Origin of the sequence: Mesorhizobium sp. LCM 4577, from assembly GCF_001854795.2 — a bacterium.
In the GTDB taxonomy this organism is placed as follows: domain Bacteria; phylum Pseudomonadota; class Alphaproteobacteria; order Rhizobiales; family Rhizobiaceae; genus Mesorhizobium; species Mesorhizobium plurifarium.
Genome location: NZ_MDDU01000020.1, coordinates 36,457 through 51,969, shown reverse-complemented (window position 1 = coordinate 51,969; position 15,513 = coordinate 36,457). Strand labels below are relative to the sequence as shown.

The window sequence follows — 15,513 nt, the reverse complement described above, 5'->3', positions numbered from 1 at the left end:
GGCGGGACAGCACCCCCCTCTGTCCTGCCGGACAGAGGGGGTGTGAAGGAACGCGGCGTCTCTTTGCGGTTCACTCCTACCCGAAATACCGGTTCATCCGCTTGGCCAGCTCGATATCCAGCGCCGTGACGCCGCCGGCGTCATGGGTGTTCAGGGTCACGTCGACGGTCTTGTAGACGTTCGACCAATCGGGGTGATGGTCCATCTTCTCGGCGGCCAGGGCCACGCGCGTCATGAAGGCGAAGGCTTCGGAGAAATTCTTGAAGACGAAGCTGCGCTTGATCGACGCGCCGTCGGCGGCGAGCGACCAGCCCTCGAGTTCCACCAGGGCCGCGGCGATCGCGTCCTTGCTGAGTTTTTCTCTCGTCATGATGATTTCCCATGCTATCTCGAATTGGCCCTCACCATAGTGCAAGTCGCCCCAAGGTGCTTTGYGGTTTTGGGGTTCCAAATGCACAAATGGCGCATATCGCATGAGCATAAAGCCCATAAATTCCATTCTGTTCGTCTGCCTCGGCAACATCTGCCGCTCGCCGCTGGCGGAGGGCGTGTTTCGCGCGGTGCTCGCCGAGCACGGCAAGGACCTTGCGATCGATTCGGCCGGGACCGGCGGCTGGCATGCCGGCGAAGAGCCGGACCGGCGCTCGATCGCGGTGGCCGCGCAGCATGGCGTCGACATTTCAGGGCAGAGGGCGCGCAAGGTGCTGCCTCAGGATTTCTCGCGCTTCGACCTGATCCTCGGCATGGACCGGGCGAATGTGCGCGACCTCAAGGCGCTGGCGCCACAGGCCGCACGCGACCGCGTCCATCTCTATCTGGACTTCGCGACCGGGACGGCCGTGGACGTGCCGGACCCCTATTATGACGGCGCCGAGGCCTTCGCCTCGGTCTACCGCATGATCCGCGAGGCGTCGGAGGCGCTGGCGAAGCGGCTCGAGGTCAGCGTTTCGCCGACCAGCGGCCAGGCTTCCTCGACGATGTAGGGGCCGCCGCCGACCGAATCGCGCGACGACATCAGGACGAAGCGGCCGACACGGAAGGGAAGCGCCGCGAAATTGCCGCGCGCCGAAAGATATTGCGCGACGTCGAGCGGGCTCGCATTGCGCAGGCGCGCCAGCGTCACATGCGGCGAGAACTTGCGCGGATCGGCCGGCAGGCCGAGCCGCTGGCAGATGCGGTCGATCTCGCCCTGCAGCGCCGTGAGATCCGGCGAGGGCGACACGCCGGCCCATACCGCATGCGGCTTCTTGCCGCCGAAGGCGCCGACGCCGGAGAGCGTCATCTGGAAGGCGGGGCGGTCCACCCTGTCGAGGGCGTTGGCGATCTCGTCGGCGACATGGCCCTCGACATCGCCGATGAAGCGCAGCGTCAGATGGTAGTTTTCGACATCGATCCAGCGTGCCCCGGGCAGCCCGCCCCGGAGCAGGGACAAGGAGAGAGCGGCGTCACGCGGAATTTCGAGGGCGGTGAAAAGACGTGGCATGTGAAGCCTCCTGTCCTCGAATCGAAACTCTCAGCCCTAGCGAATCATCGATATCAGCGCGGGGCAAGCGGTTTGTTGTCCACAATGTTTCCCCAGCGGAAAGCGTTGCGTTCCGGACTCATGACGGCCCCCCATTGTCGGCGATCGCCTTCACGACCACGGGAAGGATGCGCTCCACCATGACGTCGACCCCCTTGGGATTGGGATGCAGGCCATCTTCCAGCTGGAGGCCGGGGTGGCCGGCGACGCCGTCGAGAAAGAACGCATAGAGTGGGACGCCGTATTTTTCGGCAAGCCGCGGATAGATGGCGTCGAAGGCCTTCTGGTAATCGGCGCCGAGATTGGGCGCGGCGCGCATGCCGGCCAGAAGCACCGGAATGTCGCGCTGCTTCAGCTTGCCCAGCATGGCGTCGAGGTTCTTCTCGGCAATCTCGGGCGAGACGCCGCGCAGCATGTCGTTGGCGCCGAGCTCGAGGATCACCAGCCTCGTTCCGTCCGGCACCGACCAGTCGAGCCGCGCCAGCCCGCCGCTCGAGGTGTCGCCCGACACGCCGGCRTTGGCGACGGTGACGTCGAGGCCTTTCGCCTTCAAGGCTGCCTGCAGCCTGTCGGTGAAGCCCTGGCCCGGGCCGAGGCTGTAACCCGCCATCAGGCTGTCGCCGAAGCCGACGATGGTGAAGGTGTCGGCGCGCGCCGGCGAAATGGCGCCGCAAAGGGCAAGGAAAAGGATGAGAGCTGCGGCAAGACGGTGTTTGAATGCCATGCGGCGAGCCCCATATGACCGGAACAACCCAAGGAAGGAGACACGGGCCGTCTCCTTTTTCCACATATAGGGCACTTTCATTGTGACAGAAGCCGTCATTGCGCTGAGGGACGTATCGTTGACGCTCGGCGAGGGCGCGTCCGCCGTCCATGTGCTGAAGGGCGTGAGCCTCGACGTGGCGGCCGGGCAAGCCACCGGCATCGTCGGCCCTTCGGGCTCCGGCAAGTCGACGCTGCTGATGGTCCTTGCCGGCCTGGAACGGGTCGATTCGGGCACGGTCCGGATCGCCGGCGAATTGCTCGACGGCAAAAGCGAGGATCAGATCGCTTCGTTTCGGGGGCGAAACATCGGCATCGTGTTCCAGTCCTTCCATCTCATCCCCAACATGACGGCGCTGGAGAATGTCGCGGTGCCGCTCGAGCTTGCCGGCCATGCCGATCCGTTCGGGGTAGCCGCGCGGGAACTAGCGGCGGTCGGCCTGAGCGACCGCGTGACGCATTATCCGGGCGAGCTTTCCGGCGGCGAGCAGCAGCGCGTGGCGATCGCCCGGGCGCTGGCGCCGTCGCCGCGCATCCTCATCGCCGACGAGCCGACCGGCAATCTCGACCAGGCGACGGGAAAGCAGATCGCCGACCTTCTCTTCGCCAAGGCGGCGGAACGCGGCATGACGCTGGTGCTGGTCACGCATGATCCGGCGCTCGCCGGGCGATGCGCGCGCCAGGTTTCGATGCGCTCGGGGCGGATCGAGGACGCGCCGGCGCTTAAAGTGACGGCATAGAGGCATGGCGGAGACCCCCTCATCCGGCCCTTCGGGCCACCTTCTCCCCGAGGGGAGAAGAGATCGCCGGGGCCGACGCCAGCCTCTTCTCCCCAGCGGGGAGAAGGTGGCCGCGCAGCGGCCGGATGAGGGGGCCTGGCTCCGCACATTGAAGCTCGCCATCCGCTTCTCGCTGCGCGAGATGCGCGGCGGCCTGTCGGGCTTCATGATCTTCCTTGCCTGCATTGCGCTGGGCGTCGCGGCGATCGGCGGCGTCAATTCCGTGGCGCAGGCGATCTCGGCCGGCGTCGCCGATCAGGGCCAGACGCTGCTCGGCGGCGATTTGCGCTTCCAGGTCAACCAGCGCGGCGCTTCGGACGCCGAGCTCGGCTTCATCCGCAGTCTCGGCGCGGTGTCGCAGACGTCCGGCATGCGCTCGATGGCGCGGCTGGAGGACGGGTCCGACCAGGCGCTGGTCGAGGCCAAGGCGGTGGACGGCGCCTATCCGCTCTACGGCGCGCTGGAAACCGATCCGGCGCTGCCGAAGGAGCAGTTGTTCGGCGAAAGGTCCGGCGTGTTCGGCGCCGCCGCACCCGACCTGTTGTTCGACCGGCTCAACCTTCACGTCGGCGACAGGCTGAAGCTCGGCAGCGCCGTTTTCGAGTTGCGGGCGAGGCTGGTCAGCGAGCCGGATGCGGTGTCGGACGGCTTCGGCTTCGCGCCGCGGCTGATGATCTCGAGCCAAGGGCTTGCCGCATCCGGCCTGGTGCAGCCGGGCAGCCTGGTCGAGAACGCCTATAAGGTGCGGCTGCCGGACGGCACATCGGAGGCGCGGATCAAGGATATCCAGGCCCAAGCCGCGAAGGATTTCCCGCAGGCTGGCTGGTCGATCCGCACGCGCAGCAACGCCGCACCCGCGCTCTCCGCCAACATCGAGCGCTTCTCGCAGTTCTTGACGCTTGTCGGGCTGACGGCGCTGGTGGTCGGCGGTGTCGGCGTGGCGAATGCCGTGCGCGCCTATCTCGACGGCAAGCGCGGCGTCATCGCCACCTTCAAGAGCCTGGGCGCCTCGGGCGGCTTCGTCTTCACCGTCTATCTCGTGCAGATCCTTTTGATCGCGGGCCTCGGCATCGTGCTCGGGCTGATCCTCGGCGCCGCGATGCCGTTCGTGGCGAGCGCGCTCCTGCAATCGGTCATCCCGGTGCCGGCGCAAGGCGGCTTCTATCCAGGCGCGCTTGCCATGGCGGCGCTCTTCGGCTTGCTGGTGACGCTGGCTTTCGCGCTCCTGCCGCTTGGCCGCGCCCGCGACGTGCCGGCGACCGCGCTGTTTCGCGAGATGGGATTCGAGAGCCGCGGCCTGCCCCGCCTGCCTTATGCCGGTGCGGCGCTGGCGATCGTCGTCGCGCTGGCGGCGCTGGCGATCCTTTCGGCCAACGACACCCGCATCGCCTCGATCTTCGTCGGCGCCACCGTCTTTGCCTTCCTGGTGCTGCGGCTGGTGGCCGTGCTGGTGCAATGGGCCGCAAGAAAGAGCCCGCGCGTGCGCTCCGTGTCGCTGCGGCTGGCGCTTGGCAACATCCACAGTCCAGGCGCGCTGACGCCCTCGGTGGTGCTGTCGCTCGGGCTTGGGCTGACGCTGCTGGTGACGCTGGCGCTGATCGACGGGAATCTCAGGCGGCAGATCTCCGGCAGCCTGCCGGAGCGGGCGCCGAACTTCTTCTTCGTCGACATCCAGAGCGGCGATGTCGATGCCTTCGCCAGCCTCGTCGGCAATGAGTCGCCACGGGGAACGCTGGTCAAGGTGCCGATGTTGCGCGGCCGCATCATGGCGCTCAACGGCGTCGACGTCGACAAGGTCAAGATCCCGGCCGACGGCGCCTGGGTGCTGCGTGGCGACCGCGGCCTGACCTATGATGCCAGGCAACCGGAGAATGCGACGCTGACCGAAGGCGCGTGGTGGCCGCAGGATTATTCCGGCGCGCCGCTGGTGTCGTTCTCGGCCGAGGAGGGCAAGGCGATCGGGCTGAAGCTGGGCGACAGCGTGACCGTCAACGTGCTGGGACGCAACGTCACGGCGAAGATCGCCAATTTCCGCCAGGTGCAGTGGGAGACGATGGGCATCAACTTCGTCATGGTGTTCTCGCCCAACAGCTTTGCCGGGGCGCCGCACGGCTGGCTGGCGACGCTGACCGACAAAAGYGCCACCACGGCCGACGATGCGCGCTTGCTCAATGCCGTCACCCGCGCCTTTCCGGCGGTGACGACGGTGCGCGTCAAGGATGCGCTCGACATCGTCAACCGGCTGGTCGCGCAACTGGGCATGGCGATCCGCGCCGCCGCCGGCGTGGCGCTGATCGCTTCGGTGCTGGTGCTTTCCGGCGCCCTGGCCGCCGGCAACCGGGCGCGCATCCACGACGCGGTGGTGCTGAAGACGCTGGGCGCGACGCGACGAACGCTGATCGCGGCCTTCTCGCTGGAATATGTGCTGATCGGCCTTGCGACCGCGCTGTTCGCGCTTGCCGCCGGCGGCATCGCCGCCTGGTTCGTGGTCGCGCATATCATGACGCTGCCGTCACATTTCATGCCGGAGGTGGCCGTGGTGACCATTCTTGTCTCGCTGACGGTCACCGTCGGCATCGGCCTTGCCGGCACCTGGCGGGTGCTCGGCCACAAGGCGGCGCCGGTGCTGCGCAACCTCTGATGCGCAGCCTTGACTGAGGGCTCCGGCGGCTTGCCCGGTTAAATCTTGGTAAGAATGGCGGCCGGAAGGCCCGAAAACCGGGCTTTTGCCTTCTCACAAAGCGTTACCGCGCGTTACCGTCTTGTTCTTGACGTCGAGAACGCTCATATTTTGCCCAGGCATGCTGGAGCTCCGCCAGCGGCGCCTGGTCCCCAAAAGACCTGTCACCGGACGGGGCAGAAGCAACAGAGGATTTCCAATGGCTGATCCCATTCGCAACTACCAGACGTCCGCCGCCCCCGGCGCGCGCGTCGATATCGATCAAGGCCTGCGCGCCTATATGATCAAAGTCTACAACCTCATGGGGCTCGGCCTGCTCATCACCGGCCTTGCCGCCTGGGGCGCCTTCCACCTCGCCGTCACCGGCGACGGCCAACTGACCGGCTTCGGCCAGCTGATCTATGCAAGCGCGTTCCGCTGGGTCGTCATCCTGGCGCCGCTGGCCGCCGTGATGTTCCTGTCGTTCCGCATCCAGTCGATGAGCGTGGCGGCGGCGCAGACCACGTTCTGGGTCTATGCCGGCCTTGTCGGCCTGTCGCTGTCGACGATCTTCCTCGTCTACACCGGCACCAGCATCACCCAGACCTTCTTCGCCACGGCCGCGGCCTTCGGCGGCCTGTCGCTCTATGGCTACACGACCAGGCGCGACCTGTCGGCGTTCGGCTCGTTTCTGATTATGGGCGTGATCGGCCTGCTGATCGCGATGCTGATCAACATCTTCCTGCAGTCGTCGGCGCTCGCCTTCGCCATCTCGGCGATCGGCGTGCTGGTCTTCGCGGGCCTCACCGCCTACGACACGCAGCGGATCAAGGAGATGTATTTCGAGGGCGACGTCGCCGATGTCGCCGGCCGCAAAGCCATCATGGGCGCGCTGCAGCTCTATCTCGACTTCATCAACCTGTTCATGTTCCTGCTGCAGTTCATGGGCGACCGCCGTTAAAGGCAGTTGCCGGTCTCACTGGACCACAGACTTTGCGAAGGGCGGCCCAACGGCCGCCCTTTCTTTTTGCGCAGCCCTTTGCTGTTATCGAGGCAGGAAAGAGAACTGCATAAATTATGAGCACTATCGCGATCAGACCCGCCACCGCGGCCGACCTCGACCGGATCACCGAAATCTATGCCGATGCGGTTACGCACGGCACGTCGAGCTACGAGCTGGAGCCGCCCAGCCGCGCCGAAATGGGCAATCGATTCGACGCTCTGGCGGCGGGCGGTTTTCCCTATCTCGTGGCCGAGAAGAACGGCGTCGTGCTCGGCTATGCCTATGCCGGGCCGTTCCGGCCGCGCCCCGCCTACCGATTCGTCGTCGAGGATTCGGTTTATGTCGCGCCCGAGGCCAAGGGGCAGGGCGTGGGCTCGGCGCTGATGCAGGCCTTGATCGAGACGGCGCGCGCGGCGGGTTTCCGCCAGATCATCGCGGTGATCGGCGACGGCCATGCCGACAGCGCCTCGGTGCGGCTGCACGAGAAGCTCGGCTTTTGCCATTCCGGGCGCCTGGAAGGCTCCGGCTACAAGCACGGGCGCTGGCTGGACACGGTGTTCATGCAGCTGTCGCTGAACGGCGGCGCGGCGCTGCCGCCGGATCCGGATTCGCTGCCGGAGCGGAGGTTCAGGCTCGGAGGGAAATGAGCAGAATGGGAAAATGGGAATTGAAGAAATGAGGAATTGAAGAACTGAAGAAAAAAATTTATCGGGCGCGTAGCGCCTCTTTTCCTCAATTCTTCAGTTCTTCAATTCTCCAGTTCCTCTTCAGGCCTCGACGACCTTCAGCTTCGCATCGAACACGCCGAGCACGCGGCCGAGTTCCTGGCCGCGCTTGAGGATGCGGCCGCCTGCCGCGATCACGGCGAAGGCGCCTTGCCGACGCGCCAGCTTGGGGTCCTTGACGATCTGGAAGAGCGGCACTTCGCTGGCCCGTCGGAAGACGGAAAAGACAGCGCGATCAGTGAGATGGTCGATCGCGTAGTCGCGCCATTCATTGGCCGCCACCATGCGTCCGTAAAGCCTCAGGATCTGGTCGAGYTCGCGCCGGTCGAATCGCACCGGCTGATCGAGGCGGGCGTTGCGCGCCTCGTGCAACGGGATCAATATTCCGGATGCTTCCCCATCCTCCGTCCCGCTGCTGTGATCGGTCATGCCTCGATCCTTCGATTGAATCATGCGCCAGCCAAGGTTCGCGCTTTCGTGCTGGAATTGCAAGGGCAGGATGGAATTGCGTCGCCCGGCGAGGCATGCGCGCGGTCGCGCGGTTTCCCAAACGTCCAGTCACGTTTGCAAAACGCATGTTGGAATTGGTGATACTTCGCCACATTCTTGCCACAAATAATCCGCGCTCATGCCCCAATGTCCGACGAGTTTACCGGCGTTGCCTGAGACGGTTCGGTCCGGCACCGGCTCGTAAACCCCAAGCCCCCCGCCCACGGGTCAGCGTCGGATCGAACCAACCTCGGTTTTTCCTTGGAAAAATCAGGTGCGACGATCCCAAAACCTGAATGACCGGCGTCAGAAGCAAGCTGACGCCGGTTTTTTATTGCATGGTGGGACTCACCTTCTCCCACAAGGGGAGAAGGGAAAAAGCTAAAGCCGATCCGGCTTGCGGATGAAGGCGGCGCCGAGGATCGGGCCGGGCATGCCGTCCTTGCCGACCGACTGCAGCAGCACCGCGCAGCCGCCCTTCTTGGCGATCTCGGTCATCGGCAATTCGTAACGCTGCGCCTTGCCGTGCCACATGCCGGCGGTCTGGATGTCGGAGACGGCGTTCCAATAAGTCAGGCTGCGGCCGCTGTTCTCGCCCTGGCCGATCTTCACCATCTGCGGCGGATCGAAATAGACGATCACCAGATGGGCATCGGTCGGGCCGCCGCCGGCGGCGTCGCCCGCGTCGATCATGACGCGGTCGCTGGTGCGGCTCACCTTGATGGCGACCCGCATGCCCTCGCCGGTCCTGTCCATGCGGGCCAGCGCACCGTCGACGTCCTTGCGGCTGGCGCCGTTGACGTGGCTGCGGCCGTTGATGACGGCTTGCGGCGTGTAGACCGAGCGGCTGCCGAAGGCGCGCATATAGTCATACTGGCGGTCGGTGTTCTCCTTGGTGCTCAGCGTGTCCTGCCAGCCGAGATAGTCCCAGTAATTGACGTGGTAGGCGAGCGCGACGATGTCGTCCTTGCCGGCGAGCTCGGCGAAAAACTCGTCGGCCGGCGGACAGGAACTGCAGCCCTGGCTGGTGAACAGTTCGACCACGCCCAAAGGCCTGTCGATTTGGGGCCTGTCGATTTGGGCCCTGTCGGTTTTGCCGGTCGCGGCTTTCTCAGGCTCGGCTGCCAGGGCCACGCCGCCCAACGCCGTCAGGGCCAGCGCCGCCGCCGCAAGCCGCAATCGTCCTCGAAATGCCATGACTTTTCCAATTCCCGCCGGTGACGCCGGCCTTTGTTCTGATTGCTAAAATATGTGGCAGAAGCGCCAGTCAACGGGAAGTCACGTTGCGGTGAAATTTTTGCTGTTGCAGCCGCAGGTCAGGGCGCAATAGGAGAGCGGTTGCATTTCAAGGCGCGGTTCGATTCGGGAGCAGCATCCTCACCATGTGGCAAACTCTCCTGACCCCTGTCGATCTCTATTGCGAACGGACGGGGCCTGGACTTTGGGCGGAGCCGGCTAATGCTTTGACCAACGTGGCTTTCATTGCCGCGGGACTGTGGGGTGTCTGGCAGGTGCGGCGCTATCAGACCGGCGCCTTCGCCGAGGTGCTGGCTTGGTGGGTGGTGGCGATCGGCATCGGCTCGACCCTGTTCCACACCTTCGCCAGCAAAGGCACGATCTGGGCCGACATCCTGCCGATCGCCGGCTTCACGCTGGCCTACACGCTGTTCAACCTGCGGCGATTCCTCGGCATGGACTGGAGCAAGGCGATCCTCGTCTTCGTCGCCTTCTATGCGGTGGCCGGCCTGATCACCTATGCGGTGCCCGACTGGCTGCGCCAGGCCTCGAACGGCACCACAGGCTATTTGCCGCCCTTCCTGGCGCTCGCCTTCTTCGGGGCGTGGGTGGCGGCCACCGGCAACCGGGCCGGATGGTACAATCTGACGGGATCGGCGATCTTCGTCGTCTCAGTCATCTGCCGCATGATCGATCCGCTGGTCTGCGCCAGCTTCCCGCTCGGCACGCACTTCCTCTGGCACGTCTTCAACGGGCTGATGCTGGCGGTGCTGCTCGCGGCGACGGCGCGGTTTGGGAAGCCGAAGGTTAGGCAGTAGGCAGTAGGCAGTAGGCAGTAGGCAGTAGGCAGTAGGCAGTAGGCAGTAGGTGTCCTGTTTCCCTACTGCCTATTGCCTAAGCCCTACTGCCTGGCCGCCACGCGGCCAGATCGCGCAGCACGTACTGCAAAATGCCACCGTTCTTGAAGTAGTCGAGCTCATCCAGCGTATCGATGCGGCAGATGATCGGCACGTTCTTCACCGTGCCGTCGCCGAAGGTCACCTTGGCGACCATCTTCTGGCGCGGCTTGATCGTGTCCAGGCCGTCGATCTCGACCAACTCGTCACCCTTGAGATTGAGGGAAGCCCATGAGGTGCCCTCCTCGAAGACGAAGGGGATGACGCCCATGCCGACCAGGTTGGAGCGGTGGATGYGCTCGAAGGACTGGGCGATGACCGCGCGGACCCCAAGCAGATTCGTTCCCTTGGCCGCCCAGTCGCGCGACGAGCCGTTGCCGTATTCGACGCCGGCGAAGATCACCAGCGGCACGCCTTCCTTCTTGTACTCCATCGCGGCGTCGTAGATCGACATCTCCTCCTTCGAGGGATAGTGGATCGTGTAGCCGCCCTCGCGGCCGTTCTCGCCCAGCATGTGGTTGCGGATGCGGATGTTGGCGAAGGTGCCGCGCATCATCACCTCATGGTTGCCGCGCCGCGTGCCGTACTGGTTGAAGTCGGCGACGCCGACGCCATGCTCGGTCAGGTACTTGCCCGCGGGCGAAGCGGCCTTGATCGAGCCAGCCGGCGAGATGTGGTCGGTGGTGATCTTGTCGCCGAAGAGGCCGAGCACGCGTGCGCCCTTGATGTCGCCGACCTTGCCGAAGGCGCGACCCATGCCGGCGAAATAGGGCGGGTTCTGCACATAGGTCGAGTGGTCGTCCCAGGCATAGGTCTGGCCTGCCGGCGCCTTGACCCTCTGCCAATAGGCGTCGCCCTTGAAGACATCGGCATATTTGCGGGCGAACAGCTCGCGGGTGACGTTCTTCTCGATGAACTCCTGGATCTCGGCCGAGGTCGGCCAGATGTCCTTGAGATAGACCGGCTTGCCGTCGCTGCCCTCGCCGAGCGGCTCGGTGGTGAGGTCCTTGGTCACGGTGCCGGCCAGCGCATGCGCCACCACCAGCGGCGGCGAGGCGAGGTAGTTGGCCTGCACGTCCGGAGAGACGCGGCCTTCGAAGTTGCGGTTGCCGGAAAGCACGGCCGCGGCGATGAGGCCCTTATCGTTGATCGTCTTGGAGATCGGCGCCGGCAGCGGGCCGGAATTGCCGATGCAGGTGGTGCAGCCGAAGCCGACCAGGTTGAAGCCGATCTGGTCGAGCTCCTTCTGCAGGCCGGACTTTTCCAGATATTCGGCCACCACCTGGCTGCCGGGAGCGAGCGAGGTCTTGACCCACGGCTTCTGCTTCAGGCCGCGCCGGTTGGCGTTGCGGGCCAAGAGGCCGGCGCCGATCAGCACGCTCGGGTTGGAGGTGTTGGTGCAGGACGTGATGGCGGCGATGACGACGTCGCCATGGCCGAGATCGTAGGAAGCGCCCTCGACGGCGTAGCGCTTCGAGATCTCGGCAGCTTTCTTGTACTCGGTCTCCATCGCCTTGGCGAAGCCGGCAGGAATGTCCTGCAAGGCGACGCGGCCTTCGGGGCGCTTCGGGCCGGCCATCGACGGCACGACGTCACCAAGATCGAGCTCGAGCAGGTCGGTGAAGACCGGGTCGGCCGAGCCCGTGTCGCGCCACATGCCTTGCGCCTTGGAATAGGCCTCGACCAGGGCGATGCGGTTTTCCTCGCGGCCGGACATGGTCAGATAGCGGATGGTTTCCGAGTCGACCGGGAAGAAGCCGCAGGTCGCGCCGTATTCCGGCGCCATGTTGCCGATCGTGGCGCGGTCGGCCAGCGTCATGTTGGAGAGGCCGGGGCCGAAGAACTCGACGAACTTGCCGACGACGCCCTTCTTGCGCAGCATCTGGGTGACGGTGAGCACGAGGTCGGTGGCGGTGACGCCTTCCTTGAGCTTGCCGGTGAGGCGGAAGCCGATGACCTCGGGCAGGAGCATGGACACGGGCTGGCCGAGCATCGCCGCCTCGGCCTCAATGCCGCCGACGCCCCAGCCGAGCACGCCGAGGCCGTTGATCATGGTGGTGTGCGAATCGGTGCCGACGCAGGTATCCGGATAGGCGACCGTCTCGCCATCTTCCGAATTGGTCCACACGACCTGGCCGAGATATTCGAGGTTGACCTGGTGGCAGATGCCGGTGCCGGGCGGCACGACGCGGAAGTTGCGGAAGGCCTGCTGGCCCCATTTCAGGAACTTGTAGCGTTCCTCGTTGCGCTCATATTCGAGCTCGACATTGCGGGCGAAGGCCATCGGCGTGCCGAACTCGTCGACGATGACGGAGTGGTCGATCACAAGGTCGACCGGCACGAGAGGGTTGATCTTTTCCGGGTCGCCGCCGAGCGCCTTGATGCCGTCGCGCATGGCGGCGAGGTCGACCACCGCCGGAACGCCGGTGAAATCCTGCATCAGCACGCGGGCCGGGCGATAGGCGATCTCGACGCCGGCGGTGCCCTTGTCGGTCAGCCAGGCGGCGACCGCCTGGATCGATTCCTTGGTAACGGAGCGGCCATCTTCGTTGCGCAGCAGGTTCTCCAGCAGAACCTTCATCGAATAGGGCAACTGCGCGATGCCGGTGAGGCCGTTCTTCTCGGCCTCAACGAGGTCGAAATAAACATAGTCCGCGCCACCTGCGGTCAGGGTGCGGCGGCAATTGAAACTGTCGAGGGATTTCGTCACGGCGATCCGTCCTTGTCTGTTCAGCCTGAAAGGGAACGGACGCCGTTGGCATGCAATCACGCGCAAAGGTGCGGGTACGGCCATTTCCGCTGTCCGCTCCCAAGCAACCCGAGCCGTTCAAGGCGGCACGTGCGCTGGTTCGGCGCTAATTCTGATCCCGCGCCGACCGCTGGCACGGATGAACCGCATATAGAGAATTTCCTGGAATAGTTCTAGACAGTCGAAAGACGAATTTGCGTGAGCCGGGAACGGCCGCGAAACGGTGATTTCGGACGGGCAAAGAATGCGGCTGATCGCCGAAAATCTGGGCGGCGAGCGCGGCGGCGAGACGGTTTTCTCCAATATCGGCTTCGCGCTGGACAAGGGCGAGGCGCTTATCGTCACCGGTCCGAACGGCGCGGGCAAATCGACGCTGCTGAGGGTAGTCGCCGGGCTCCTGCCGGCCGCCGAAGGGAAAGTTCGATTCGAGGGCGGCGGCGAGGCTTTCCCGACGGTCGCCGCGGCCTCGCATTATCTCGGCCATCTCAATGCGATGAAGACGGCGCTCAGCGTCGAGGAGAATCTCGGCTTCTGGCGGGCTTTTCAGGGGGAGGCGGGGCTTGGCGTGGAGGAGGCGCTGGAGACGGTGGCGCTCGGCGGTCTCGGGCACCTGCCCTTCGGCTATCTGTCGACCGGGCAAAGACGGCGGGCCTCGATCGCCAAGCTTCTGGTCACCCGCCGGCCGGTCTGGCTGCTGGACGAGCCGACGGCGGGACTGGACAAGGCCTCGGAGGAACGGTTCGCGGGATTGATGCGGGGGCACCTGCGGGATGGGGGGATCGTGGTGGCGGCGACGCATCTGCCGCTGGGGCTGGAAGGGGCGCACGAGCTGCAAATGAAGGTAGGTCTTTGATGTCGGTGCTCTACGGCGCCCCCCTCTGGCCTGCCGGCCATCTCCCCCACTTGGGGGGAGATCAGACGTCGCCGGCGATTTCGCCAACTACCAACGTCGGAAGATCCGGCGGGGCGCTGAAACAGCCAATCTCCCCCCTCGTGGGGGAGATGTCCGGCAGGACAGAGGGGGGCGCGAAGGAACTCTGCGTCTCAGATTGCCAAGGGGCGACCTCATAATGTGGGCCCTCTTCCTCCGCGACATCCGCCTCTCCATCCGCGCCGGCGGCGGCGCGTTGACCGGCGTCATCTTCTTCCTCGCGGTCATCGTCACCATCCCGTTCGGCGTCGGCCCCGACCTCAACTTGTTGTCGCGCATAGGCCCGGCGATCCTGTGGATCGCCGCCCTGCTCGCCTGCCTGCTCGGGCTCGACCGGCTCTTCCAGGCCGACCGCGAGGACGGCTCGCTCGACCTGCTGGTGCTCAACGGCGACCGCCACATGCTGGCGCTGACGGTGCTGACGAAATGCCTGGCGCATTGGACGGGCAGCGTTTTGCCGCTGGTGGTCGCGGCTCCTCTGCTCGGCCTGTTCATGAATATGGAGCCGCTGGGTATCGGCGCGACGGCGCTGACGCTGCTTGTCGGCACGCCGGCCATCACCTTCATCGGCGCCGCGGGTGCCGCGGTCGCGGTGGCGCTGCCGCGCGGCGGGCTGCTGATCTCGGTGCTGGTGCTGCCGCTCACCATTCCGGTGCTGATATTCGGCGTTTCGGCCAGCTATGGCGCGGTGGCCGATCCGGCGCCGTTCCTGCAGCCTTTCCTCATTCTGGCCGCGCTGACGCTGTTTCTTGCGGTGCTGGGCCCGCTGGCGGCGGCGCTGGCGCTGCGGCACGGGACGGATTGAGGCGAGGGAGACGTTCCTTCACTGCGGCACCGCGGCAAATTGCAGGACGGTCGCGCTAGGGCTAAGGGAAGACATGATCGGAACGGTTGACATGACCAAGAGCAGGGAGCGGTCGCTGTGAGCGCGCATGCCCTGTTCGTCACCGCCGCCTATGCCATCACGGCCGTCGTGCTGGCCGGGCTGGTCGGCTGGATCCTGCTCGACCAGCGGGCGCGCAAGCGTGAGCTCGCGGCGCTCGAAGCGGCCGGGGTGCGGCGGCGTTCCGACAAGGCAGTAAAACCATGAGCCTCGAAGGCGAAGCTCCGGCGCCACGGCGCCGTCTGTTCGTGCTTCTGCCGCTCCTGGTGTTCCTGGGGTTGGCGGGACTGTTCCTGTCGCAGCTGCTCTCGGGCCGCGACACCTCTGAAATCCCCTCGGCGCTGATCGGCCTGCCGGCGCCGCAGACGGACCTGCCGCCGCTCGAGGGGATGAGCCTGCCGGGGCTCGAGTCGAAAGACTTTGCCGGCAAGGTGACGCTGGTCAACGTGTTCGCGTCCTGGTGCGCGCCGTGCCGCGAAGAGCATCCGGTGCTTCTCGGCCTGTCGCAGGACAAGCGCTTCACGCTTGCCGCGCTGAACTACAAGGACCAGCCGGAAAACGCCCGCCGCTTCCTTGGCGATCTYGGCAATCCGTATCAGGCGATTGGCGTCGATCCGGCCGGACGCGCGGCGATCGACTGGGGCGTCTATGGCGTGCCGGAGACCTTCGTCATCGGCAAGGACGGCAAGATCGCCTACAAGCATGTCGGGCCGCTGACGCCCGACTCCGTGAAGGCTTTGCTGCTACCGCAGATCGAGAAAGCGCTGGCGGCGCCGGGCTGAGGCGGCGCTCCCCCTCATCCGGCCGCTTCGCGGCCACCTTCTCCCCAAGGGGAGAAGAGGTTGGCGCTGGCGCCTACCTGCTCCTCTCCCCTTGGGG

The 15,513-nt window shown here is 65.5% G+C and carries 16 protein-coding genes; 10 read left to right on the top strand and 6 right to left on the bottom strand.

What is annotated here, in order from left to right; genetic code table 11:
* Positions 1-76 precede the first annotated feature (76 nt).
* Positions 77-370, bottom strand: coding sequence for a 4a-hydroxytetrahydrobiopterin dehydratase (locus LCM4577_RS20585; RefSeq protein WP_040988008.1), 294 nt, complete (start codon positions 368-370; stop codon positions 77-79).
* A 103-nt stretch (positions 371-473) separates the two neighbouring features.
* Here LCM4577_RS20585 and LCM4577_RS20580 point away from each other — a divergent pair, with 103 nt between their 5' ends.
* On the top strand, positions 474-983 hold the full coding sequence (locus LCM4577_RS20580) for a low molecular weight protein-tyrosine-phosphatase (protein ID WP_040987889.1): 510 nt from the start codon (positions 474-476) through the stop codon (positions 981-983).
* Here LCM4577_RS20580 and thpR read toward each other — a convergent pair.
* Positions 890-1,483, bottom strand: coding sequence for an RNA 2',3'-cyclic phosphodiesterase (gene thpR / locus LCM4577_RS20575; RefSeq protein ID WP_040987891.1), 594 nt, complete (start codon positions 1,481-1,483; stop codon positions 890-892). The genes LCM4577_RS20580 and thpR overlap by 94 nt on opposite strands.
* Before the next feature lie 118 nt (positions 1,484-1,601).
* Entirely contained in the window at positions 1,602-2,246 is a 645-nt protein-coding gene (locus tag LCM4577_RS20570) for an arylesterase (RefSeq protein ID WP_040987893.1), read from the bottom strand.
* A gap of 82 nt (positions 2,247-2,328) precedes the next feature.
* Here LCM4577_RS20570 and LCM4577_RS20565 point away from each other — a divergent pair, with 82 nt between their 5' ends.
* From LCM4577_RS20565 to LCM4577_RS20550, 4 genes are all read left to right on the top strand, one after another.
* Positions 2,329-3,024 carry an ABC transporter ATP-binding protein gene (locus LCM4577_RS20565; RefSeq protein WP_040987894.1) on the top strand — a complete coding sequence of 232 codons (696 nt, stop codon included), beginning with the start codon at positions 2,329-2,331 and terminating at the stop codon, positions 3,022-3,024.
* Positions 3,025-3,205: 181 nt separating this feature from the next.
* Positions 3,206-5,704, top strand: coding sequence for an ABC transporter permease (locus LCM4577_RS20560; RefSeq protein WP_157900486.1), 2,499 nt, complete (start codon positions 3,206-3,208; stop codon positions 5,702-5,704).
* A 238-nt stretch (positions 5,705-5,942) separates the two neighbouring features.
* The gene (locus LCM4577_RS20555; protein ID WP_041003072.1) at positions 5,943-6,683 is read left to right on the top strand and encodes a Bax inhibitor-1/YccA family protein; all 741 of its coding nucleotides are present in this window, start codon (positions 5,943-5,945) and stop codon (positions 6,681-6,683) included.
* A gap of 116 nt (positions 6,684-6,799) precedes the next feature.
* A complete protein-coding gene (locus tag LCM4577_RS20550) occupies positions 6,800-7,372 on the top strand; it encodes a GNAT family N-acetyltransferase (protein WP_040987897.1) in 573 nt (190 codons plus the stop codon).
* A 120-nt stretch (positions 7,373-7,492) separates the two neighbouring features.
* Here the strand turns inward: LCM4577_RS20550 and LCM4577_RS20545 are convergent, their stop codons facing one another.
* Complete coding sequence (locus LCM4577_RS20545) at positions 7,493-7,879, bottom strand: DUF2794 domain-containing protein (RefSeq protein ID WP_040988010.1); 387 nt, start codon at positions 7,877-7,879, stop codon at positions 7,493-7,495.
* Between the two features lie 441 nt (positions 7,880-8,320).
* The gene (locus LCM4577_RS20540) at positions 8,321-9,136 is read right to left on the bottom strand and encodes a thioredoxin family protein (protein WP_071073150.1); all 816 of its coding nucleotides are present in this window, start codon (positions 9,134-9,136) and stop codon (positions 8,321-8,323) included.
* 185 nt (positions 9,137-9,321) lie between these two features.
* On the opposite strand from LCM4577_RS20540, the gene LCM4577_RS20535 reads away from it, so the two are divergent.
* Positions 9,322-9,993: a ceramidase domain-containing protein gene (locus LCM4577_RS20535; protein ID WP_071073148.1), complete on the top strand. Its 672-nt coding sequence runs from the start codon at positions 9,322-9,324 to the stop codon at positions 9,991-9,993.
* A gap of 76 nt (positions 9,994-10,069) precedes the next feature.
* Here the strand turns inward: LCM4577_RS20535 and acnA are convergent, their stop codons facing one another.
* Positions 10,070-12,781: an aconitate hydratase AcnA gene (gene acnA, locus LCM4577_RS20530; protein ID WP_071073146.1), complete on the bottom strand. Its 2,712-nt coding sequence runs from the start codon at positions 12,779-12,781 to the stop codon at positions 10,070-10,072.
* 283 nt (positions 12,782-13,064) lie between these two features.
* On the opposite strand from acnA, the gene ccmA reads away from it, so the two are divergent.
* The 4 genes from ccmA to LCM4577_RS20510 all read left to right on the top strand — a co-directional run bounded on the left by ccmA (position 13,065) and on the right by LCM4577_RS20510 (position 15,416).
* A complete protein-coding gene (gene ccmA, locus LCM4577_RS20525) occupies positions 13,065-13,673 on the top strand; it encodes a heme ABC exporter ATP-binding protein CcmA (RefSeq protein WP_071073145.1) in 609 nt (202 codons plus the stop codon).
* Positions 13,674-13,890: 217 nt separating this feature from the next.
* Positions 13,891-14,556, top strand: coding sequence for a heme exporter protein CcmB (ccmB, locus tag LCM4577_RS20520; RefSeq protein ID WP_041003016.1), 666 nt, complete (start codon positions 13,891-13,893; stop codon positions 14,554-14,556).
* Positions 14,557-14,673: 117 nt separating this feature from the next.
* Positions 14,674-14,841, top strand: coding sequence for a heme exporter protein CcmD (gene ccmD, locus LCM4577_RS20515; RefSeq protein WP_041003014.1), 168 nt, complete (start codon positions 14,674-14,676; stop codon positions 14,839-14,841).
* Positions 14,838-15,416 carry a DsbE family thiol:disulfide interchange protein gene (locus LCM4577_RS20510; protein ID WP_041003012.1) on the top strand — a complete coding sequence of 193 codons (579 nt, stop codon included), beginning with the start codon at positions 14,838-14,840 and terminating at the stop codon, positions 15,414-15,416. Before ccmD ends, LCM4577_RS20510 begins: the two co-directional genes overlap by 4 nt.
* Positions 15,417-15,513: the final 97 nt, after the last annotated feature.